Source organism: Scopulibacillus daqui, from assembly GCF_016908855.1.
In the GTDB taxonomy this organism is placed as follows: Bacteria; Bacillota; Bacilli; order Bacillales; family Sporolactobacillaceae; genus Scopulibacillus_A; species Scopulibacillus_A daqui.
In genome coordinates this window covers 18,926-41,715 of the sequence record NZ_JAFBER010000024.1, presented here as the reverse complement: position 1 = coordinate 41,715, position 22,790 = coordinate 18,926, and the positions used below count along the sequence as shown (strand labels likewise).

Below are 22,790 nucleotides of genomic sequence, written 5' to 3'. Positions count from 1 at the left end.
TTCACTATCATTAGTTTAAATTCATCGCTGTACTTTGCCATATAAAAACACCCCGGAAGTTAGATTTTTTACTCTAACTTCCGGGGTGCAGTACCGCCTTTGCCTGGTTTTTCTTATTGATGATAGACATGGACAAACGGTTTATCCATATCTGGATTTTTAACAATAACCGCTTCCGGCTGCTGATTGGATTTAATATAAATTTGAACAGGAATACTGCGGTCAAACGGGAATTTATTTTGAAGAAGCGACGCCACATATTGAGTAAAGCCGACAATCTCTGTCTTATCATAAAATTTAAGATTAATATTAAAGGTTAGATTGCTCAGCTCATTGTCTTTATAATAACCTTCTCCGGTAATCCCGATATAATTGTTAAAGTAACTTTGAACATCTGACTTAAACTTATCGAAGCTTTGCGCATCTTCCTTGTATTTATCATTGGCATTAGAAGAAGGGAACAGCACATATTTCTGATTAACAGTATTCCAGCCGCCAATGTCGGAACTTCCCTGGCTCACATAAGCTTTGTTAAAGAAATAGCCCGGCGTTAATGAATCCGGCGAAGCTTCGAGATACAATGTGACGAATATCGGCACATTCTTTAAATCTTTGTTTTGGCGGACTCTCTGCACAACTTTTTGCGCATAGTTTTTGGCATTTGCTTTGACCTTGTTAGGGTCTAATGGCTTATCAACGTCATAAGTCTGCCCTTTGCTGTCCATCACTTTGTCATGGTAGACCGAGTTAAAGGAAATAGCAAGGGAGACGCCGCCCAATTTGTACTTGTTGTCTGATTCCTTAACCAGATAATCTTGTTCGAGAACATAACTTAACTCTTTTGGACTATTCATAGCCTTTTCTTGAATATTGCTGCCTTTGCCATAAGGCGGGTTCAACCCGTCAGGATTTTTTTTGCTTTTTCTTTGCAGCATGCCGTTGATTTCGTCTTCGCTGAGGTAACGCCCTTCCTGAAAGACGTATTTATCAGGGTTGAAATGTTCTTTCGAAAGCGTCATAAGACCCATTTCCATCTCGTCAATATCTTTGCGGTTTGTGACACCATAGCCGATATAGCCCCGGGTTTGACTCGGCGTTTTCGAATGAATGGCCTGATAATCTTTGCTGTCATCTTGCGGGACGATCGTCACTTTCTCTTTATCGCCCTTCGTGTTATTTTTAATGACTTTATTATTGTTGTCATTTGAGGAACAGCTTGCCAAAATTAACAAGCAGCTTAAAATAACCAGTCCCAACCATTTTTTCATTTTGATTTACACTCCTCACCCTTCTAACGCATTCATTAATTGCTGTTCATCCCAAACGTCAATGCCAAGTTCTTTTGCCTTCGTTAATTTGGATCCTGCATCGGCGCCGGCAATCAATATATCTGTGTTCTTGCTGACACTTCCAGTCACTTTTCCCCCGCGTCTTTCTATTTCTTCTTTTGCTTCATTTCTTGAAAGCTGTTCAAGTTTTCCTGTCAGGACGATTGTTTTGTTGTTAAATGGCGAATTTTCGTCTGCTTCCTGCGGGTCCGGTCCTTTATATTCCATATTTAAGCCATATTGCTTCAACTCATCAATAAGCTTAATGACATCTTCGTTTTGGAAATAAGTTTGGATGGCATCAGCCATTTTTTCTCCTACTTCATTAATTGAGATTAAATCTTCATATGAAGCGTTCATGAGTTTATCCATTGTTTTAAAGTTTTGCGCCAGCAGTTTTGCCGCCTTTGCGCCGACATGGCGAATGCCGAGGCCGAACAACAGGTGCTCTAATGAATTTTCTTTAGAGGCATGGATGGCATTCAACAAATTATTGACTGATTTGTCGCCCATTCTCTCCATTTGGATTAAATCTTCATATTTTAATTGATAGAGGTCGGCCACATCTTCAATCAGAGCGTTTTTAAACAATTGGGTAATCACTTTCTCCCCTAGGCCGTCAATATTCATTGCATTGCGGGAAACAAAATGAATCAGGCCTTCTCTGATTTGAGCCGGACATTTTGGATTAATGCAGCGGAGCGCCACTTCCCCCTCAATCCGAACGAGTTCGCTGCCGCATTCAGGACAATGGGCCGGCATTGAGTAAGGCTCTTCTTTCCCTGTGCGTTTGTCCGTCAGCACATTAACAACTTCCGGGATAATATCACCGGCTTTTTTTATAACGACATGATCGCCGATTCTTAGATCCTTTTCTCGAATTAAATCTTCGTTATGAAGTGAAGCTCTTTTGACCGTTGTCCCTGCAACACTCACAGGAGAAAGCAAAGCTGTCGGCGTTATCACACCGGTCCGCCCAACGCTGACTTCAATGCCTTCAAGCTTTGTGACAACTTCTTCCGCCGGGAATTTATAGGCGATCGCCCAGCGCGGACTTTTGGCCGTCATGCCAAGCTTGTGCTGCTGGTTAATGCTGTCAACTTTGATGACAATGCCGTCGATCTCATAAGGAAGTTCTGGACGCTTTTCTGTCCATTTCTGAATGTAGTCCAATACTTCTTCAAGTGAATTGCAGCGGCGCCACTCCGGATTCGTTTTCAAACCGACCGCCTTGATTCTTTTGAGAGCATCACTGTGCGATGCAATGGTTTCTCCTTGCAGCTCGCCAATGCCATATAAAAATATATCTAATTGGCGTTCTGCCGCAATTTTTGGGTCCAGCTGCCGCAGCGAACCCGCCGCAGCGTTCCTGGGATTGGCAAACGGTTCTTCGCCATTTTCCTCACGTTTTTTATTTAAGACTTCAAATGACCGCTTAGGCATGTAGGCTTCTCCGCGGACTTCTATGCTTAAAGGTTCTTTCAGCTTCAGCGGAATAGAGCGAATGGTCTTGAGGTTGCTCGTGATATCCTCGCCGATGGTGCCGTTGCCCCGTGTTGCGCCCTGAACAAATCTGCCGTTTTCATACGTGAGCGAAACGGCCAAACCGTCGAACTTTAATTCGCACACATAATGGACATCATCGCCTGCACCTTGGCGAACCCGGCGGTCAAATTCTCTGAGATCCTGTTCATTAAAAGCGTTGGCAAGACTCATCATTGGCACTTTATGCTGGACTTTTTTAAAAGCTTTTAACGGCTCCCCGCCAATACGCTGGGTTGGCGAGTCTTCCGTGATGAATTCTGGATGTTCTTTTTCTAAATGAATCAATTCCTGAAGCAGCCGGTCATATTCTGAATCAGGCACACTTGGCTTATCCAGAACATAGTATTCGTAGCTGTATTGATCTAACAGCTCTCTTAATGCATCAATCTTCTTTTTAACATTCTCGTCCAAATTCTTCACTCCTTACCGGTTACTTCACCTTTTCAATTGGGGCAAAAGATGCAAGCAATCGTTTCATGCCGACAGGCTTTGGAAAAGCAATGTCCAGCTCCATATGATCTCCTTCGCCTTTTATGCTGACAATAGTGCCCTTGCCCCATTTTTTGTGCAGGACTTGATCACCGACTTGCCAATCAGATGACGAATTGAGCTTTTTCTTCTGTAAAAATGGCCTGCTTGTTTTCTGCACCCCTCGGCCAAATCCGCCGCCGGAATGAAAACTTGCCGGCTGAGGCGTTTTATTCGTCATTAATTCATCGGGAATTTCCGCGATAAATCTCGAAACAGGGTTCGCATTTGTTCGCCCAAACAGCGTTCTTGTTCTGGCATTTGTTAAAAATAACGCCTTTTCAGCCCGCGTGATGCCGACATAAGCCAAACGCCGCTCCTCTTCCATTTCTTCTTCATCATCCAGCGCTCTTATGTGCGGGAAAATCCCTTCTTCCAAGCCAATTAAAAAGACAACCGGAAATTCCAATCCTTTCGCCGAATGAAGCGTCATTAATGTTACCGCATCATCGCTTTGGCTGTCTTGATCTTCCTTGTCAATATCGGAATCCAGCGCAAGCTCAGTTAAGAAGGCAACAAGCGATTTATCGTCATTATTTTTTTCGAAGTCTTGCGTCACTGATAGAAATTCATCAATATTTTCGAGACGGCTTCTCGCTTCGATGGTTTTCTCTTCTTTTAATGCATCTCTGTATCCTGTCTTGTCCAGTACCTCTTCAACAAGTTCTGTGACAGATAAATATTCCTGCATCTTTGACCAATTAAGAATCTGGTCGCCAAATTCGCATAGTGCACTGGCCGCCCGTCTCGATACATTCGTCTGTTCTACTTCTTGGATCGCTTTCATCAGCGATAAATCATGGGCTAGAGCATAATCAGCCAACTTGTCCATTGATGCCGCACCGATGCCTCTTTTCGGTTCGTTCACCACACGAGCCAGGCTGATATCGTCGTCTGGATTAGTAATAAGCCGCAAATAGGCCAAAATATCCTTGATTTCTTTGCGTTCATAGAATTTAATGCTGCCTACCATCCGGTAAGGAATATTCGATTTCATCAATGTTTCCTCAATCACGCGGCTTTGAGCATTTGTTCGATATAAGACCGCCATATCTGAATAATGGAAGCCTTCCTTATTCATTTCGCTTATTTTGCCGGCTATATATAACCCTTCCTCTTGTTCCGTCCCGCCTTGGTAGTATTCAATATGCTGACCGTCTTCATTATTGGTCCACAAATTCTTCTCTCTTCTGCTGGGGTTGTTTTTAATCACGTGGTTAGCCGCTTTAAGAATTCTTTTGGTCGACCGGTAATTTTGCTCCAGTAAAATGACTTTTGCTTCCGGATAATCTTCCTCAAAGGATAATATATTTTTAATGTCTGCTCCGCGCCAACGGTAAATCGATTGATCCGAGTCGCCGACGACACACAAATTTTTAAAACGGTCGGCCAGCATGTTAACGAGAATATACTGGGCACGGTTCGTATCTTGATATTCGTCAACATGGATATACTGGAACTTTTTTTGATAGTAGCTTAATGCTTCAGGCACCCGTTTGAACAAGTCAATGGTTGTCATAATCAGGTCATCAAAATCAAGCGACTGATTTTTTAATAGCCGTTTTTCATATTCTTCATAAACATCTCGGACAATTTCTTCGTACGGTCCTTTTGCCGTTTTTGCAAAATCAGCTGCTGTTTTCAATTCGTTCTTAGCTGAACTGATCGTTCCTAATAAGCTTCGCGGCGGGAATTTTTTTGGATCAATATTCTTGTCTTTTAAAATTTGTTTGATCACAGACAGCTGGTCAGTCGTATCCAAAATTGAAAAATTGCGATTGATGCCGATCCTGTCGATGTCACGCCTTAAAATCCTGACACACATCGAGTGAAAGGTCGATACCCAAATATCTTCGGCTAACGGACCGGTTAAATCAGAAATCCGCTTCTGCATTTCCTTGGCCGCTTTATTTGTAAATGTAATGGCTAAAACATTCCACGGCGCAACTTGCTTTTCAATCAGCAGGTAAGCAATCCGATGAGTCAATACCCGCGTTTTGCCGCTTCCTGCCCCCGCCATAATCAGCAGCGGGCCTTCTGAATGTTTGACAGCTTCCTTTTGTTCCGGATTTAACCCTTCCAGAAGCTGGTTTACGATATCTTGCATGATTTCACCGCCCTGTTAGTGTATTAAAAGGCCTGGCCTATTATCTTAATAAGTCCAGCCGCCGTTCTTAACTTTTTTAACTGCCTGAACGGTCTTAAGCGCCTCTTTTAGGTTATCATAGACAGCATTTCCTACAATCACTGTATCAGCATATTGCGCCATTTCTTCCGCCTGCTTTTTGCATGAAATGCCTCCGCCGTAAAAGAACTGAGTCTCTTTTAACTGGGCTCTCACTTTCTTGACAATGTCAATATTCCCGTATTGACCGCTGTATTCCAGGTAAAAAACCGGCATCTTAAACATCTTTTCGGCCATCATGGCATAGGCTGATACATCCTCTGTGGAAAGGTTCGTTTGCGCTTGGGTTAATCGCGCAGCCTTAGCATCCGGATTTAAAATACAATAACCTTCGATGACAACTTCATCCCAGTTAATCGTTTCTCCAAACGCCTTAACAGCTTCATGATGTTTGCCGACAATCCAATCCGAATCGCCCGAATTTAATACAGTCGGGATAAAATAATAATCGAATCCCGGCGTCACTGCATCAAGGTTAGATATTTCCAAAGCACAATCGACAGCAAATTGCCTAATGCGGCTGAGCAAATATAATGTATTATCCAGCGTCACGCCATCTGTGCCGCCCACAATAACTGCATCGGTGCCGGATTCGCAAATTTTCTCAAGGCCGCTGTCGCTGATCGGCCGATTAGGATCTAATTTAAATACATGCTGCCAATCTTTATAAGTTTCCATGCTGTATGTCCTCCTATCATTACCTTCAAAGAAAATGGCCAATAAAGAAAACTCAGCTCCTGTCGTTTAACCTGCATGATCTATGGATGTATATTCAGCCCTGTTTTTCAAGCGTACTCTAAAAGATTATTATAACAACTAAAAATGGACGCATAAAGCGTCCAAAATATAAATTAATTATTCTCCCTTTTTATCTTTATGAATCCGTTTAAGCGTCATTTGATATCCGTCATTTCCATAATTAATGCAGCGCTTAACGCGGGAAATTGTGGCTGTGCTTGCACCGGTATCTTCTTCAATGCGGTGGTAAGTAAATCCTTCCATTAGCATACGGGCCACTTCTAGCCTCTGAGCAAGCGATTGAATTTCACCCATTGTACATAAATCATCAAAAAACTTGTAGCATTCTTCAAGATCTTTTAAAGATAGGATGGCATTGAACAATTGATCAAGAGTTGGACCTCTTAATTTATCTATTTGCATGTCACTAAGCTCCTTTTCGCAATACTTTATTGGCCGGGGCTCTGCTTTTTTCTTTAATGTATAACAAGTATACCCTCATCAATTATATACAACATTATGGCGATTTTGTCCATTAGTGTATTAATCAGTAAAAATCTCTTACATGTCATTTAATGACCTTGGAGGCACGATAACTTCTCTTCTCATCACATCATATAATCCTTTTTGCGTCACACGAATATAAGGCAAGTGGGTCGATGAGAAAAATAGAAAGCTGTAGATCGGGTCCTCGAATTGATAACCTCTTTTCCTAAGCTCATCCATCAAACGCTTTTGTTCTTCGATCAATGTTTCCATCGGCGCCGATGACATTTTACCGCCGATAGACAATTCTAGTCTAGCCGCCTCTTGGCCATTTTCCACAAGAACAAATCCGCCTTTCATTTCCTTCATTTTTTGAAAAGCTGTGATCATATCTGCTTTGCTGCGGCCAATGAGGATAAAGTCGCCTGTATTTGAAAAGCTGCTCGCTAAGCCTGATACATGATTGGCAAAGCCTTTGACAAACGTATTTACAACCCATTTCCCGCGGCGGTCAATTAATGTAAAATAGCTGACACCTTCAGGAAGTTCATTTTCTTTTGGCGGCTTTTCAAATTTAAAAGGCTTAGTAATCACGGCATTGACCATTTCCAAACCGATCGTGCCGGTTGCCTCGAGCACGCTTTCCGTAAGATTCCAATTGATATCCAAAGGATCAAAGGCATCTTTCAAAGAGAATTCTGCTTCAAAGTCATAACAAGGAACGCCATTCTTCTTTACCCATTCCCCTTTTGCAATCACGCTTTCCGGATAAGGAGATTTAGGAGATGTCAGCATATTGATATGCGCAACCCTGCCTGGAGCAATATGCCCAATAATACCATCTAAATGGTAATGGCGGGCAGCGTTTGAAGATGCCATCATATAGGCGTCAATCTCCGGCACGCCTTGTTCTAATGCCATTTCTACGCAGTGATCCATAACGCCCTCTCCATAAAAGGCCGGTGTCGATCCGTCTGTGTTCATATAGACATGGTCAAAGGCTGTCACGCCGGCTTCTATCATTTCCTTCAATATTTTCGGCAAATCCGGACGTATTGAAGAATAACGCAATGATGTTGTATACCCAAGCCGCAATCTTCTTATTGCTTCTTCGCCTGTCATTGCTTCATGATCACAATCAACGCCTAAGAGTTTCATTTGTGTAAGCGTCTTTTCAGAAGCTCCCGGCAGATGGCCTTCAATCGGTTTCTCCAGCCGTTTTGTTTCTTGCATCCATTTTAAAATTTGATCATCACCGTGAAGAACTTGAGGCCAGCTGGTTAATTCACCGCCTTGGATTACGGATGGATGATGCATCCAATTCTTAATCCGCTCTTCGGACATTTGATTCTCCACAAGCTCTGTTTGCAGATCATACCTGCACCACCAATATAACGATACTGGAAGCTTATTCAATTGTTCAATTACTTCAAAACTCTTTTCATCAGGAAAACTTTGATAGAATACTTGATTATCACAGATTAATGTTGTTGTCCCGTGCTTAGCAGCATAAGCTGAGATGGTTTGCGGATGGTAGATCTGAAAAGGATGAACGTGCGGTTCAATATAACCGGGAACGAGAAAATACCCTTGGCAGTCAATGACTTCAATTTCTTCCAATTCTAATGGCATGCGGCTGCCGACATATACAATACGATCTTCATAAATCCAAATATTGGCTTGTTCCCAACACTTTAAATAACTATTTAAATACACGCCGTTCATAAGAACTTTAGTTGGCTGAACGTCTCCTTTAACCACTGCTGCATGAATCCTTAGCTGGTCAAGGTTCCACAACCCGCCATTCATAACCATTGTATAAACCTCTTTTCTGGACGTAGCTGCAAATCGTTTGTTAAATATGTAAAATCGCTTAAATAAAAAATAAAACGCTTACATAGACTTCATATCATTATATTACCATATAAACATTCGCAAATTAAATAACTAAAGTGGTCGTATTGTTTACAAAAAGCCGCGATGCAACGTTAACGCCTTACAAAAACGTCATCTTTATGTAAGATCATTCGATATCACTTGAGCATTGATTCCCCTATGATTAATTACAGACATTATTAAACGGGGGAGAAGAATATGAAACAGCGAATTGATACTTTAGATTTTTTACGAGGATTTGCTTTGTTAGGGATTATTCTGATTAACATTGGGCAAATCGTGCCGTACTTGTCAAACAAACAATCAGATTATTTTATCGGCTTATTCTTAAATTATGCTGTCTATGAACACTTTTTTGTTATATTCTCTTTCTTATTTGGCATAGGATTCTATATTTTCATTACCCGTGCCAAAAACCGCGGAGATAACAGTACGATCCTTTTCATCAGAAGGCTGACAGTATTGTTAATTATAGGTTTGATCCACCATCAATTCCAGCCAGGGGAAGCATTATTGCCATATGCTATCTTTGGATTTATCTTAATCCCTTTTTATAGATTAAAACCGATCATCAACTTCGTTATTGCCGTTATCCTTTTAGTTCTTTTCTTGCTGATCGGGGGAGGCATATTGATGATCTTGCCTATGTTCCTTTTGGGACTGTGCACAGGCCAATGGAAGATATTCGAAAATCTTTCAGTCTACGAAAAAGGGGTCCGAGCCGTACAGCTGATTTTTCTTTGCCTGACGCCTTTTGCTATTTATGCCCAATATATTTTATTGGAGAAATATGGACAGGTTGATTTAGGCAGTGCGGTCAGCGGCATTGTGATGAGTACCTTATATGTGACAACATTGACATTATTGCTTCGGCACAATGCTGTTCAAAAGCTATTATCACCGCTTAAGTATATTGGAAGAATGGCGTTGACGAACTATCTTGTGCAAACAATGCTCATTTTAGCCGCTAATGCTCTTTTCCATTTGCAAGGACAAGCGCATCTATCAACATTAATGTTCATTGCCATTAGTATATTAATCATTCAAATGATATACAGCACCATTTGGTTTAAGTATTTTAAGATTGGTCCGATCGAATATATTTGGCGAATCCTAACATACGGAAAGCTGCCGGATCGATATAAGAAAGCTTCATAATGCTGTACTTTCCTAACGTATAAAAAATCCAGGCTGCCGATCACGGCAGCTTGGACTTTTTTATGTCTTTTGTAATGCTCTGTATGCAATATCACGGCGGTAAAATGCTTTAGCGCAATCTAATTTGCCGATTTGATCATTGGCTTTTTGAACGGCCTCATTTAATCTATTTGCTGAACCGGTCACGAGCAGTACTCGTCCGCCATTGGCAACCCATTGGCCATTGACTTTTTTCGTTCCGGCATGAAAGACCTTCGTCTCTTCATTAAGCTTTTCAAAGCCAAAAATCGGCGTGCCTTTTTCGTAATCACCCGGGTAGCCTTCAGAGGCCAGAACGATACCGGCCACGGCCTCGTTAGCCCATTGCAGCTCTGGTGTTTTGCCGTTTAAGACTTCTATAATCGCTTCTATTAAATCAGATTGAAGGCGCGGAAGGACGACTTGCGTTTCCGGATCACCAAATCGGCAGTTAAACTCAATAACTTTCGGCCCTTGTTCAGTCAACATCAAACCGGCGTATAAGACACCCGTAAATTCACAGTTTTCCGTAATAAGAGCTTTTGCCGCCGGCTTTAAAATGGCCTCAACGGCTTCTTCAACGGCTGCTTGGGAAATATGGGGAACTGGAGAATATGCACCCATACCGCCGGTGTTGGGTCCTTTGTCTCCTTCAAAAGCGCGCTTGTGGTCTTGCGATATTTCAAGCGGAACAACAGTTTCTCCATGGACTAACGCCATTAATGAAAATTCTTCGCCTGTTAAAAATTCCTCAATAACAACACGTTTGCCGGCTTCGCCAAACTTTTTATCCGCCATCAATTCTGATAATCCTGCCAGCGCCTCTTCTTCCGTCATAGCGACTATAACGCCCTTGCCCGCTGCCAAACCGTCTGCTTTCAAGACGATTGGGGCGCCAACTTTTGCGATATAATCTTTTGCTTCATCGTAATCAGTGAATGCTTCATAACTTGCAGTTGGAATATTGTAATCTTTCATTAAAGCCTTCGCGAAATGTTTGCTGCCTTCAATTTGGGCTGCGGCTTGGGTTGGACCAAATATCTGCAGGCCTTCTTCTTTAAAACGGTCAACGATGCCGTCAACAAGCGGCTGTTCAGGACCGACTAATGTTAAATCAATTGATTCATTCTTCGCAAAATCTACTAATCTGTCAAAGTCTGTTTCCTGGATATTGACGCATGCCGCTACTTCCGCAATACCGTCACTTCCAGGAGCTGCATAAACACGATCAACAAGCCTGCTATGCGCGGCTTTCCACGCGATCGCATGCTCCCTTCCGCCCTTGCCAATAATTAGGACTTTCATAATCTCCTCCTTATCCTGCTCATTCAGTCCGGTGTTCTATGTGCGGATAAATGACAATTTATTCAAATTCGATTCACAACCCGCTGCAGATTAATGTTTAAAATGACGCATGCCCGTAAAGACCATGGCAATGTTATATTCATTCGCTTTGTCGATAGATTCTTGATCACGAATGGATCCGCCCGGTTGAATAATCGCTGTCACGCCGGCTTTAGCCGCTTCTTCTACTGTATCATGCATTGGGAAAAAGGCGTCCGATGCCATGATAGATCCCTTGGCATGATCGCCCGCTTGCTCAATAGCGATTTTTGCAGCGCCTACACGATTCATTTGTCCGGCGCCAATGCCAATGGTTTTATCGCCTTTTGCCAGAACAATGGCGTTGGATTTGACATGTTTAACCGCTTTCCAAGCAAAAGACAAATCTTTCATTTCTTCGTTTGTCGGCTTGCGATGAGTCACAAATCGAAGCTCTGTATCGTTCAAACCCTTGACATCTGTGTCTTGAACAAGCAATCCGCCGCCGACAGAAGTGTATTGAGGAACAGCTTGTTTGTCATCGTTCAACTCAACCGTTAGCAAGCGAATATTCTTCTTCTGTGTGAGCGTGTCTATTGCTTCTTTTGTAAAACTTGGGGCAATAATCACTTCTAAAAAGATTTGCTTGAGCAAAGCAGCTGTTTCACCGTCTATTTCTCTATTAGCTGCAATAATGCCGCCAAAAATTGACACAGGATCCGCTTCATAAGCTTTTTCATAAGCAGCTTTAATCGTTTCGCCGGCACCGATGCCGCAAGGGTTCATATGTTTAACCGCAACAACGGCAGGCTCGCTGTATTCTTTCACTATACTAAGCGCAGCATCCGCATCTTTAATATTATTATAGGATAACGCTTTGCCGTGAAGCTGTTCGGCCTCTGCAATCGCTGAATGATTTTTGATTGGCGCAGAATAGAAAGCAGCACCTTGGTGAGGGTTTTCTCCGTAACGGAGGTCTTGCTTCTTTTCATATGTGATAGTTAGCTTCTCCGGGTAGATTTCGCCCGCTGCCTTTGTGAAATAGCCAGCAATAAGCGCGTCATATGCCGCGGTATGGCGAAACACTTTAGCCGCTAATTGCTGCTTGATCTCAAATGGCACTTCCGCTTCGTCATTAAGGGATTCAATGATTTTTGGATAATCTAAAGGATCGCAAACAACCGTTACCGCCTTGTGATTTTTCGCAGCCGAACGGAGCATGCTCGGTCCGCCGATATCAATATTTTCAACAGCTTCTTCATACGTGACGTCCGGTTTTGTAATCGTTTCTTTAAAAGGATAGAGATTAACAACGACAAAATCAATAGTGTCAATATTTTGTTCGCCAAGCGCATCCATATGTTCCGCTTTCTCGCGTACAGCAAGGAGACCGCCGTGAATCGCCGGGTGCAGCGTCTTGACACGGCCGTCTAAGATTTCCGGAAAACCGGTGACATCGGATACAGATAACACAGGAAGCCCGGCACCTTCAATTAGTTTTTTCGTGCCTCCTGTTGAAATAATCTCAACCTGGCGTTCTACGAGTGCCTGAACAAAAGGAATCAGCCCTTCTTTATTTGATACGCTAATCAATGCACGCTTTTTTGTCATGGTGAATGTCTCCCTTTTCTAGCAAGTTTGCAATGGTTTTCGGATAAAGTTGATGTTCCGCTTGATGAATCCGTGCTTCTATATCGGCTAACGAGTCATTATCATAGATTCGGACGGGTTCTTGAGCAATAATCGGACCGGTATCCATCCCTTCATCGACATAATGCACCGTAACGCCTGTCACTTTCACGCCGGCTTGGACAGCTTGTTCAATGGCGTTCAGCCCAGGGAATGACGGTAATAATGATGGATGAAGATTAATAATTTTATTTCTATAGGCGGTCAACAGCGTTGGGCCAATGAGCCGCATGTATCCAGCAAGAATAATCATATCTACATGACGGGCTTGGCATTGTTCGAGTATTGCTTGTTCGTAAGCTTGCTTATTTCCATAATCCTTTGGAGATGCAACAAAAGTTTCGATGCCGAATGATTCGGCCCTATCAATCACATAAGCTTGCTTTTTGTCACAGACAACAAGAACGACCTCTGCAGGGAGTTCGCCGGACTGAACAGCCTCGGCAATCGCTTGAAAGTTGCTGCCGTTTCCTGAAGCAAAGACGGCTAATCTATGCATCCCGTTCACCCTTCAGCTCAAGCTTCCCGCTGTCTGTAACAGATCCTATACGGCAGGCGCGTTCACCCATTTCGGACAGCTGAGCGATCACTTGCTCCGCGTCCGCTTCATTAACGGTAATAACCATGCCGATCCCCATATTAAAAGTGTGATACATATCCTTATCGGTATAGCGGCCGGTTTCCTGAAGCCAACGAAATATAGACGGCACTTCCCATGCATCTAATTGAATGTCCGCACCGAGACCAGCGGGAAGCATGCGAGGGATATTTTCGTAAAATCCGCCGCCCGTAATATGAGCCATGCCTTTGATCTCGACGGCTTCTAATAAGGCTAACAGCGGTTTAACGTAAATGCGCGTCGGCTTTAACAGCTCTTCGCCGATCGTTGTTCCCGTTTCGTCAAAACAATCCTTATACGAGAGCCCCGCTTCTTTCACTGTTTTTCTAACAAGAGAATAACCGTTAGAGTGTATACCATTTGATGCCAGACCGATCAGCTGATCGCCCGGTTTGATTGTTTCGTTCGTAATCATTTTTGCCTTTTCGACCACACCGACTGCAAAGCCGGCAAGATCATAGTCATTTTCCTCATACATTCCCGGCATTTCCGCTGTTTCTCCGCCAATTAAAGCGCAGCCCGCCTGCAGGCATCCGTCGGCAATGCCTTTGACAATCGCTTCGACCTTTTCCGGTTCAAGAGAGCCTAAAGCAATGTAATCTAGAAAATACAACGGTTCCGCACCTTGGGTGATGATATCGTTGACACACATCGCCACAGCATCAATTCCGATCGTTTCATGGCGGCCGCATTCAATAGCAACCATTAATTTCGTGCCAACCCCGTCTGTACCAGAGACCAATACCGGTTCTTTAATATTCAAAGCTGATAAATCGACCGCACCGCCAAAGGCGCCGATCCCCCCGAGAACTTCGGGACGCATTGTTTTCTTTACATGCTGTTTCATCCGTTCAACTGCTTCATAACCGGCGTTAACATCAACACCGGCCTCTTTATATGCGTTAGCCATCTTAGCCCTCCTTTATACAGGCAGTTCTTTTTCATGGGGCAGAACGGTATCAGGATAGATTTCCGTCGGATACTTGCCTGTAAAGCAGGCCAAGCATTGCCCGCAACGGTTCATTGAACGGCCCCGGCCGATTGCTTCGACCATGCCTTCAACGCTAAGAAAAGTGAGAGAATCTGCTTCTATTAATTCGCGTATTTCTTCAACCGAATGTTTGGCGGCGATCAGTTCTTCTTTTGAAGAAATGTCGATGCCATAAAAGCATGGATGAGCAATCGGCGGAGAACTTATCCGTACATGCACTTCTTCTGCACCAGCTTCTTTTAACATGCGTACAATTCTCCGGCTTGTTGTTCCTCTGACTATAGAGTCATCAACCATAACAACTTTCTTGCCTTCGACAATGCCTCTGACAGGGGAGAGTTTCATCTTAACACCCTGTTCTCTGAGCTCTTGTGAAGGCTGAATGAAAGTCCGGCCGACATAACGGTTTTTAATTAAGCCGAGCTCATAAGGAATGCCTGACTCTTCGGCATAACCAATAGCAGCGGAAATGCTTGAATCCGGAACGCCTGTCACAACATCAGCGTCCACCGGCGCTTCTTTGGCAAGCTGCATCCCTAAATTCTTTCTTGCCGCATGGACATTAATGCCTTCAAGATTACTGTCCGGCCGGGAAAAATATATATATTCCATGCTGCAAATCGCCCGTTGGACAGATGATGAAAATTGCTCCGATCTAATGCCTGTTTCATCAATGATGATCAGTTCACCCGGTTCCACGTCGCGAACATAAGCTGCACCAATCAAGTCGAAGGCGCATGTTTCTGAGGCAAGCACCCAGGCCTCGCCCAAGCGGCCGATCGACAACGGTCTTAAACCGTTTGGATCGAGGGCTGCAAGCAGCTGATTTTCATGGAGAATAACAAAGGCATAAGCTCCTTTAATCATAGAAAGGGCGTGCTTTACATTATTAACAAAGTTGAGCGGGCCGCCGCGTTTAATCAAATGGGCCAAAACTTCAGTATCTGATGTTGTTTGAAAAATACTGCCCTGTGCTTCTAGCTGGCACTTAAGCGCATGAGCATTAACAAGATTCCCATTATGGGCAAGCGACAGTGTGTCTGTCTGTGAACGAAAGACGAGCGGCTGGACATTAATATAGTCTTTGCCGCCTTGAGTCGAGTAACGGACATGGCCGATCGCCGCATAACCCTTCAATTGCTCCAGCTGTTCAGGCGCAAATACGTCGTTAACTAATCCTAATCCTTTATGGTCATGAACCATTTGTCCGTCGGTGACAGCAATGCCCGCACCTTCCTGCCCGCGGTGCTGCAAGCTGTGCAGTCCGTAATACGTTAGCTGCGCTGCTTGCTCATGGCCCCAGATGGCAAAAACGCCGCATTCCTCTTTCAGCCCTCTTTCGTCATATAACATGGGAGCGCTCCTTTCCAAGCTTCTTCAAGCTCAGCGACTTCTGCCTTTAATACCTCTCCATCATTTCCGCTGATTGTGAGCATCGGTTTGTCAGTGACGCGTCCGAGGTAAACAGCATCATCAACGATTTTCTCAAAGTCTTCACGTACATCTTCGGAGACAGAAACGACAAAGCGTGATTGCGTTTCACTAAACAATTCGCAGTTGATATCATCGGTGATTTGGATGTCAGCGCCTTGTCCGGAATCAATAAGGCTTTCAGCCAACGCAACACCGAGGCCGCCGTCCGAAACGTCATGAGCTGACTGAACAAGCCCTTTCTTAATGGCTTGTAATAGTTGAGCCTGGCGCTTTTTTTCAACAGTTAAATCTAATTGAGGCGCCCGTCCCGATGCTTTTCCTTCTAAAAGAAGCTGACAAGCACTGCCTTCAAATGATGCATCTGCTTTGCCGATAACGTAAATGGCGTCACCCGCTTGTTTGAAACGAGACGTTGTCATATGTTTAATATCTTCAATTAAGCCGACCATACCAACAACAGGTGTCGGGTCAATCGCCTTTTGATTCGTTTCATTGTAAAGGGATACGTTGCCGCTGATCACAGGCGTTTCAAGTTCAACACACGCCTCGCTCATCCCTTCTACCGCTTTTTCAAGCTGCCAGAAGACTTCCGGTTTCTCAGGATTGCCAAAATTCAGGCAATCAGTGATGGCTAACGGTCTTCCGCCGGAACATACAATGTTTCTGGCTGCTTCGGCAACAGCAATTTTGCAGCCCATTTCCGGATCAAGAAGCAAGTATTTAGCGTTGCAGTCTGTTGTCATAGCCAGCGCCTTTTTTGTGCCGCGTATTCTGACGACAGCGGCATCTGAACCCGGGCTGACAACAGTATTTGTTTGCACCATGTAATCATACTGATTGTAGACCCATTCTTTAGAAGCAATCGTCGGTTGACGCAATAATCGTAAGAGCACGTCTTTAGGCGATTGGATATTCGGCTTCCAAACCGGCTGCTTTTGGAAGGCTTTATAGTCATCTGGAATCTTAGAAGGCATATGGTACACAGGCGCTTCCTCGGCAAGGGCATCAACCGGCACTTCAGCTGCAATCTTGCCTTTGTGTTCGAGACGAAGCACTTTCTCTTCAATAACTTCCCCGATTGCAACGGCGTGAAGGTTCCATTTGGCAAAAATGTCTTTAATCTCTTCTTCACGGCCTTTTTTGACAACAATAAGCATACGCTCTTGCGATTCAGACAGCATCATTTCATAAGGGGTCATCCCTGCCTCGCGCTGCGGAACGAGATCGAGATTCATATGAATGCCGACACCCGCTTTGCTTGCCATTTCGCTTGATGAAGAAGTCAACCCTGCGGCGCCCATATCTTGGATGCCGACTAACGCGTCGTTCTTTATAAGCTCAAGACAAGCTTCAAGCAACAGCTTCTCCATAAATGGATCGCCAACTTGAACAGCGGGACGCTTTTCATCAGACTGCTCATTCAGTTCTTCAGAAGCAAACGTCGCGCCATGAATGCCGTCACGCCCAGTGCTCGCCCCAACATACATCACTGTGTTGCCGATGCCTTTGGCTTGGCCAACCTTGATATCTTCATGGTTGATTAAACCGACGCACATCGCGTTAACGAGCGGGTTCCCATTATAACATTCATCGAATTGGACTTCGCCGCCTACCGTCGGGATGCCGATACAGTTTCCGTACCCTGCGATGCCGGCTACAACTTCTTCAAATAAATATTTAACCCGTGCTTGATTCAAATCGCCGAAGCGCAATGAATTCAGAAGAGCTACCGGCCGAGCGCCCATGGAGAAAACATCGCGAATGATCCCGCCGACACCGGTCGCCGCACCTTGATAAGGCTCAATGGCTGAAGGATGGTTATGGCTTTCAATTTTAAATACAACCGCTTGATTGTCGCCGATATCAACAACTCCTGCGCCTTCTCCAGGTCCCTGAAGAACGCGGGCTCCCGTGCTGGGGAATTTTTTTAATACAGGCTTTGAAGTTTTATAGCTGCAATGCTCGGACCACATCACTGAAAACAAGCCGATTTCTGTATAGTTTGGTTTCCGGCCCAGAAGCTCTTGAATGGCATCAAACTCCCTGTCTGCAAGACCCATTTGACGGTAAATCTTCTCTTCAGCAATCATTTCCGGTGTTGGTTCATGTAGTAACTGCGGCATGCGATTCCCTCCAGTGTTGTAAAATTGATTGAAATAACTTAAGACCGTCATCGGAGCCCAATAACATATCTACAGCTCTCTCTGGGTGAGGCATCATGCCTAATACATTGCCTTTTTCATTAATGATGCCGGCAATATTGTCAATCGAACCATTTGGGTTGTTGCCATGATATTTAAAAACAATGCGATTTTGTTCTTGTAATTGCTCCAGCGTCTTCTCATCACAGTAATAATTGCCTTCACCATGGGCGATAGGAATTTGGATGATGTCGCCTTTCTTATATCCTGCAGTAAATAGTGTTTCGGCATTTTCTACGGCTAAAGGAACCGTTTTGCAAATAAACTTTAACTTTTTATTTCTCAGCATCGCTCCCGGAAGCAGTCCGGCTTCTAACAAGATTTGAAACCCATTGCACACGCCAAGCACCGGTTTTCCGGCGTTCGCAGCCTGAATAACCGCCGGCATGATTTTAGAAAACCTGGCAATCGCTCCAGAGCGGAGATAGTCGCCATATGAGAAACCGCCGGGAATCATAACGGCATCAAATCCATCCAGGGAAGAATCATCATGCCACACATATTCAACTTCTTCGCCCAAGCCTTCTTTAATCGCGCAGTACATGTCTGTGTCACAATTGGATCCTGGGAAGACAATGACAGCCGTTTTCACTGCGTGACACCTTCCTCTATCTCGTACCTATAGTTTTCGATCACGGTATTGGCCAACAGCTTTTCGCACATTTCTTCAATTCTATTAGTCAGATTCTTTGAATCTTCCATTTCGAGTTCAATATATTTTCCAATTCGAACGTCTTTAACATCTTCATACGACATGTTATGAAGGGAATCCATGACTGCCTGTCCTTGGGGATCAAGAACACTTTCACGAAGCGTAATATAAATTTTTACTTTTTTCATTGGGCATCCTCCAGCCTTTCTAGCAATTTTTCATAGACTTGCGGCAAGTCTCCTATATCCTGGCGAAAGACATCTTTATCCAACTTTTCATGCGTTGCCTTGTCCCAAAGTCTGCAAGTATCCGGTGAAATTTCATCCGCAAGGACAATGCCGCCATTTGATTTCAGCTTGCCAAACTCTAATTTAAAATCCACAAGCAATACACCGATACCGTCAAATATTTCCTTTAATACGCGATTGACGTCTTGAGCCGTTTGCCGGATTTGAACTAAATCGCTGTCATCTGCAATGTCCATCATGCGAATATGATCATCATTAATCATTGGATCGCCAAGCGCGTCATCTTTAAAGTAAAATTCAATAATTGACCGTTTGAGAGGGGTGCCTTCCTCTATTCCAAGCCGCCTAGATAAGCTTCCGGCCGCGATATTTCTTACGACAACTTCAAGCGGAATAATCTCAACGGCTTTCACCAATTGTTCATTATCAGATAAGCGTTTGACAAAATGATTGTTAATGCCTTTTCTGTTCAGAACATCAAATAATTTAGAACTAATAAGATTATTCAGTCTCCCTTTGCCCGGAATAACCGCCTTTTTCTTCCCGTTAAAGGCCGTTGCATCATCTTTGTAACGAACAAGCAAGGTAGATGGATCTTCTGTCTTGAAGATTTTTTTTGCTTTGCCTTCATAGAGCATTTGACTACTCATTATTGTTCGGCTCCTTTATTGTGTTGTTCAAAAAGTCCGGGAAATGTGACCGGGAGATTTCTTCGCTGCCGGTCACGTTCCCCTCCTTTTGAACACTAATTATTAGTCATTTAAACCTAAGCGATCGAAAATCACGTCAACATTTTTCAAATGGTAAGTTTCATCAAAGCAGTCGTCAATTTCCTGTTGTGTCAACACATTTGTGATCCGTTCATCTTTCTCGACAATGCTCTTAAATGATGTTTCAGTTTCCCACGCTTCCATCGCCCTCGGCTGTACCATGTCATAAGCTTCTTCACGGCTGAGCCCTTTATCAACAAGTGTCAAGAGCAGACGCTGAGAGAAAATTAAGCCGAACGTTTTATACATATTTCGCTTCATATTCTCCGGGAAAACAGTTAAGTTTTTAACAATGTTAGCGAAGCGGTTAAGCATATAATTTAAAGCAATCGTAGCGTCTGGTAGAATGATGCGCTCTGCAGAAGAGTGAGAGATATCACGTTCGTGCCACAGCGGTACATTCTCATAGGCAGTCATCATATATCCCCTGATGACTCTAGCCAATCCTGTCATATTTTCTGAACCGATTGGGTTGCGTTTATGAGGCATCGCTGATGAACCCTTTTGTCCTTTTGCAAAGAATTCTTCAACTTCACGCGTCTCCGATTTTTGCAATCCGCGAATCTCGACGGCAAACTTTTCAATGGATGTAGCCGTTAATGCAAGCGCAGATAAATAATGGGCGTGACGATCGCGCTGCAAAGTTTGTGTTGAAATTGGCGCCGGTTTTAAACCTAATTTTTCACAAACATATTTTTCGACAAAAGGATCAATGTTGGCATAAGTACCGACCGCACCGGAGAGTTTGCCGAAGCGAATGCCTTCAGCAGCTTGTTTGAAACGTTCAAGATTTCGTTTCATTTCTTCATACCATAGCGCCATCTTCAATCCGAATGTCGTTGGTTCAGCATGAACGCCGTGCGTTCTGCCCATCATGATGGTATATTTATGTTCTTTTGCTTTGGCTTTAATCACTTCAATAAAGTTTTCAATGTCTTTTAAAAGGATCTCATTGGCTTGCTTTAATAGATAGGATTGCGCTGTATCAACAACATCAGTTGAAGTCAGCCCGTAGTGAACCCATTTTTTTTCTTCGCCGAGAGATTCAGAGACCGCTCTTGTAAAGGCGACGACATCATGTCTTGTTTCTTGTTCAATTTCGTGAATGCGTTCAATCGAAAAAGCCGCGTTGTCTCTTAATTTTTTCACATCTTCTTTAGGAATGATGCCCAGCTCCGACCAAGCTTCACATGCCAAAATTTCAACTTCAAGCCAAGCTTTAAATTTATTTTCTTCTGTCCAAATATCTCCCATTTCAGGTCTTGTATAACGTTCAATCATACTGTTGCCTCCGACTGTGTCAAATTTGGCCAAATGCCTAGTTCTGCTGCTTTTTGCAGTGCTTCTTCTATATTTTCACCTAAAATAGTGAGATGACCCATTTTTCGATTCGTTTTCGCTTCTTCTTTCCCATAAAGGTGCAGATGCATATCGGAAAGTTGATCGATTCGTTTTAGAACAGGTTCAAGATGCTGTCCGAGAATATTAACCATAACAACTGGTTTCAACAGTGTTGTTTTCCCTAACGGCCATCCGCATACGGCTCTAACATGCTGCTGAAATTGCGATGTTTCACAAGCATTAATAGTAAAATGTCCTGAATTGTGCGGTCTCGGTGCACATTCATTAGCATAAATCTGTTGATCCTTTGTTAAAAACATTTCAACAGCCAGCGTTCCGACCAAAGACATTTTCTGAGCGAGCGTGATGGCCATGTCGGTCGCCTCTTTTTCGACTTGTTCAGATATGCGGGCCGGCACGATGGTATGGTGAAGAATATTATTGACATGAATATTTTCAGCAACCGGGAACACTGCGATTTCTCCTGTTGTGCTTCTCGTTACGATAACAGACATTTCTTTATCGAAATCAAGCCATTTCTCATAAATGAATCTTGTTCTACCGTCGACAACATCCTTTACTTGCTCAAGGTCACCACTATCTTTTATAACATATTGGCCTTTTCCATCATAACCTCCCTGGCAAGTTTTTAACACTCCCGGAAGCCCGATTTGATTGATTGCTTCTTCTAAATCTTCAGTAGTATTGACCGCTTGATATGGCGCTACTTTCAATCCTGAACGCGTCAGCATGTCTTTTTCATTAATGCGGTCTTTTGTTAAATCCAACAGCCTGTGCCCTTGCGGCAAGTAGGCATTTTTCTCTAGGATATTCACTGTTTCAAGATCAATATTTTCAAACTCATAAGTAATAACGTCGCTTGTCTCAGCCAGCTTTTTCGCAGCTGCGAGATCATTGTATGGTGCGACAATGGCTTCATCGGAAACTTGTGCACATGGATTATTATCGGCTGGATCGAGCACAGCTGTACGGAAGCCCATTTCTTTTGCCGCAATCGCCATCATTCTTCCAAGCTGACCGCCGCCAAGAATCCCGATTGTTTCTCCAGGTAAAATACGATTTATCATCAAGGCAAATCACTTTCCTTTACTTTATTTTCTAAAGAAAGTCTGTAATTTTCCAAACGTTGGGCAACAGCCTCATCATTAGCCGATAAAATCTGAGCTGCAAGCAAACCGGCATTTGCCGCTCCAGCCTGACCAATCGCTACTGTCGCCACAGGAATCCCCGCAGGCATTTGTACGATGGAAAGAAGCGAATCAAGTCCATTCAAAGCCTTTGATTGAACAGGGACGCCTATCACTGGCAACGTTGTTTTTGCCGCTGTCATTCCCGGCAAATGGGCAGCGCCTCCAGCGCCGGCGATAATAACTTTGATTCCTCTTTCCCTGGCTTGTTCTGCATAACGGAACATCTCATCAGGTGTCCTATGCGCAGAAACGATTCTCTTCTCATATGGAATGTCTAATTGTTCCAAGATTTCGCAAGCATGCTTCATTGTCTCCCAATCCGACTTGCTTCCCATAATGACGCGTACTAATGGCTCCATGAGTGACACCACCTCATTTTATGTTTGAAAAATCATCGTCGAAAGTCTATGAATTTTCTTAATAAAAGAT

Annotated in this window: 19 protein-coding genes; 1 reads left to right on the top strand and 18 read right to left on the bottom strand. The window is 43.6% G+C overall.

Annotated elements, in window-relative coordinates; all coding sequences use genetic code 11:
* Positions 1-113 precede the first annotated feature (113 nt).
* From JOD45_RS13890 to JOD45_RS13865, 6 genes are all read right to left on the bottom strand, one after another.
* Positions 114-1,268: a CamS family sex pheromone protein gene (locus tag JOD45_RS13890; protein ID WP_205004506.1), complete on the bottom strand. Its 1,155-nt coding sequence runs from the start codon at positions 1,266-1,268 to the stop codon at positions 114-116.
* Between the two features lie 15 nt (positions 1,269-1,283).
* Positions 1,284-3,284 carry an NAD-dependent DNA ligase LigA gene (ligA, locus tag JOD45_RS13885; protein ID WP_205004505.1) on the bottom strand — a complete coding sequence of 667 codons (2,001 nt, stop codon included), beginning with the start codon at positions 3,282-3,284 and terminating at the stop codon, positions 1,284-1,286.
* 19 nt (positions 3,285-3,303) lie between these two features.
* The gene (pcrA, locus tag JOD45_RS13880) at positions 3,304-5,508 is read right to left on the bottom strand and encodes a DNA helicase PcrA (protein WP_205004504.1); all 2,205 of its coding nucleotides are present in this window, start codon (positions 5,506-5,508) and stop codon (positions 3,304-3,306) included.
* 45 nt (positions 5,509-5,553) lie between these two features.
* The gene (gene pcrB / locus JOD45_RS13875; RefSeq protein ID WP_205004503.1) at positions 5,554-6,264 is read right to left on the bottom strand and encodes a heptaprenylglyceryl phosphate synthase; all 711 of its coding nucleotides are present in this window, start codon (positions 6,262-6,264) and stop codon (positions 5,554-5,556) included.
* Positions 6,265-6,441: 177 nt separating this feature from the next.
* Positions 6,442-6,747 carry a YerC/YecD family TrpR-related protein gene (locus tag JOD45_RS13870; RefSeq protein WP_205004502.1) on the bottom strand — a complete coding sequence of 102 codons (306 nt, stop codon included), beginning with the start codon at positions 6,745-6,747 and terminating at the stop codon, positions 6,442-6,444.
* Positions 6,748-6,885: 138 nt separating this feature from the next.
* A complete protein-coding gene (locus tag JOD45_RS13865) occupies positions 6,886-8,625 on the bottom strand; it encodes an adenine deaminase C-terminal domain-containing protein (protein ID WP_205004501.1) in 1,740 nt (579 codons plus the stop codon).
* Positions 8,626-8,904: 279 nt separating this feature from the next.
* Here JOD45_RS13865 and JOD45_RS13860 point away from each other — a divergent pair, with 279 nt between their 5' ends.
* A complete protein-coding gene (locus tag JOD45_RS13860) occupies positions 8,905-9,864 on the top strand; it encodes a DUF418 domain-containing protein (protein WP_205004500.1) in 960 nt (319 codons plus the stop codon).
* Positions 9,865-9,924: 60 nt separating this feature from the next.
* Here the strand turns inward: JOD45_RS13860 and purD are convergent, their stop codons facing one another.
* The 12 genes from purD to purE form a co-directional block, all read right to left on the bottom strand.
* Complete coding sequence (gene purD, locus JOD45_RS13855) at positions 9,925-11,187, bottom strand: phosphoribosylamine--glycine ligase (RefSeq protein ID WP_205004499.1); 1,263 nt, start codon at positions 11,185-11,187, stop codon at positions 9,925-9,927.
* 90 nt (positions 11,188-11,277) lie between these two features.
* On the bottom strand, positions 11,278-12,816 hold the full coding sequence (gene purH, locus JOD45_RS13850; protein ID WP_205004498.1) for a bifunctional phosphoribosylaminoimidazolecarboxamide formyltransferase/IMP cyclohydrolase: 1,539 nt from the start codon (positions 12,814-12,816) through the stop codon (positions 11,278-11,280).
* Positions 12,791-13,393: a phosphoribosylglycinamide formyltransferase gene (gene purN / locus JOD45_RS13845; protein ID WP_205004497.1), complete on the bottom strand. Its 603-nt coding sequence runs from the start codon at positions 13,391-13,393 to the stop codon at positions 12,791-12,793. Before purN ends, purH begins: the two co-directional genes overlap by 26 nt.
* Positions 13,386-14,423 carry a phosphoribosylformylglycinamidine cyclo-ligase gene (gene purM, locus JOD45_RS13840; protein ID WP_205004496.1) on the bottom strand — a complete coding sequence of 346 codons (1,038 nt, stop codon included), beginning with the start codon at positions 14,421-14,423 and terminating at the stop codon, positions 13,386-13,388. The genes purN and purM overlap by 8 nt, the downstream gene beginning before the upstream one ends.
* Positions 14,424-14,435: 12 nt before the next feature.
* Positions 14,436-15,857, bottom strand: coding sequence for an amidophosphoribosyltransferase (gene purF / locus JOD45_RS13835; RefSeq protein WP_205004495.1), 1,422 nt, complete (start codon positions 15,855-15,857; stop codon positions 14,436-14,438).
* Positions 15,833-18,061: a phosphoribosylformylglycinamidine synthase subunit PurL gene (gene purL, locus JOD45_RS13830; protein WP_205004494.1), complete on the bottom strand. Its 2,229-nt coding sequence runs from the start codon at positions 18,059-18,061 to the stop codon at positions 15,833-15,835. Before purL ends, purF begins: the two co-directional genes overlap by 25 nt.
* Positions 18,042-18,731, bottom strand: coding sequence for a phosphoribosylformylglycinamidine synthase subunit PurQ (gene purQ, locus JOD45_RS13825; protein WP_205004493.1), 690 nt, complete (start codon positions 18,729-18,731; stop codon positions 18,042-18,044). The genes purL and purQ overlap by 20 nt, the downstream gene beginning before the upstream one ends.
* Positions 18,728-18,979 carry a phosphoribosylformylglycinamidine synthase subunit PurS gene (gene purS / locus JOD45_RS13820; RefSeq protein ID WP_205004492.1) on the bottom strand — a complete coding sequence of 84 codons (252 nt, stop codon included), beginning with the start codon at positions 18,977-18,979 and terminating at the stop codon, positions 18,728-18,730. The genes purQ and purS overlap by 4 nt, the downstream gene beginning before the upstream one ends.
* Positions 18,976-19,689 (bottom strand): phosphoribosylaminoimidazolesuccinocarboxamide synthase, encoded by a 714-nt coding sequence (gene purC, locus JOD45_RS13815; protein WP_239549286.1) that lies wholly within the window; start codon positions 19,687-19,689, stop codon positions 18,976-18,978. The genes purS and purC overlap by 4 nt, the downstream gene beginning before the upstream one ends.
* 102 nt (positions 19,690-19,791) lie before the next feature.
* Positions 19,792-21,090 carry an adenylosuccinate lyase gene (purB, locus tag JOD45_RS13810; RefSeq protein WP_205004491.1) on the bottom strand — a complete coding sequence of 433 codons (1,299 nt, stop codon included), beginning with the start codon at positions 21,088-21,090 and terminating at the stop codon, positions 19,792-19,794.
* Positions 21,087-22,238, bottom strand: coding sequence for a 5-(carboxyamino)imidazole ribonucleotide synthase (purK, locus tag JOD45_RS13805; protein WP_205004490.1), 1,152 nt, complete (start codon positions 22,236-22,238; stop codon positions 21,087-21,089). Before purK ends, purB begins: the two co-directional genes overlap by 4 nt.
* The gene (gene purE, locus JOD45_RS13800) at positions 22,238-22,720 is read right to left on the bottom strand and encodes a 5-(carboxyamino)imidazole ribonucleotide mutase (RefSeq protein WP_205004489.1); all 483 of its coding nucleotides are present in this window, start codon (positions 22,718-22,720) and stop codon (positions 22,238-22,240) included. The genes purK and purE overlap by 1 nt, the downstream gene beginning before the upstream one ends.
* Positions 22,721-22,790 lie beyond the last annotated feature (70 nt).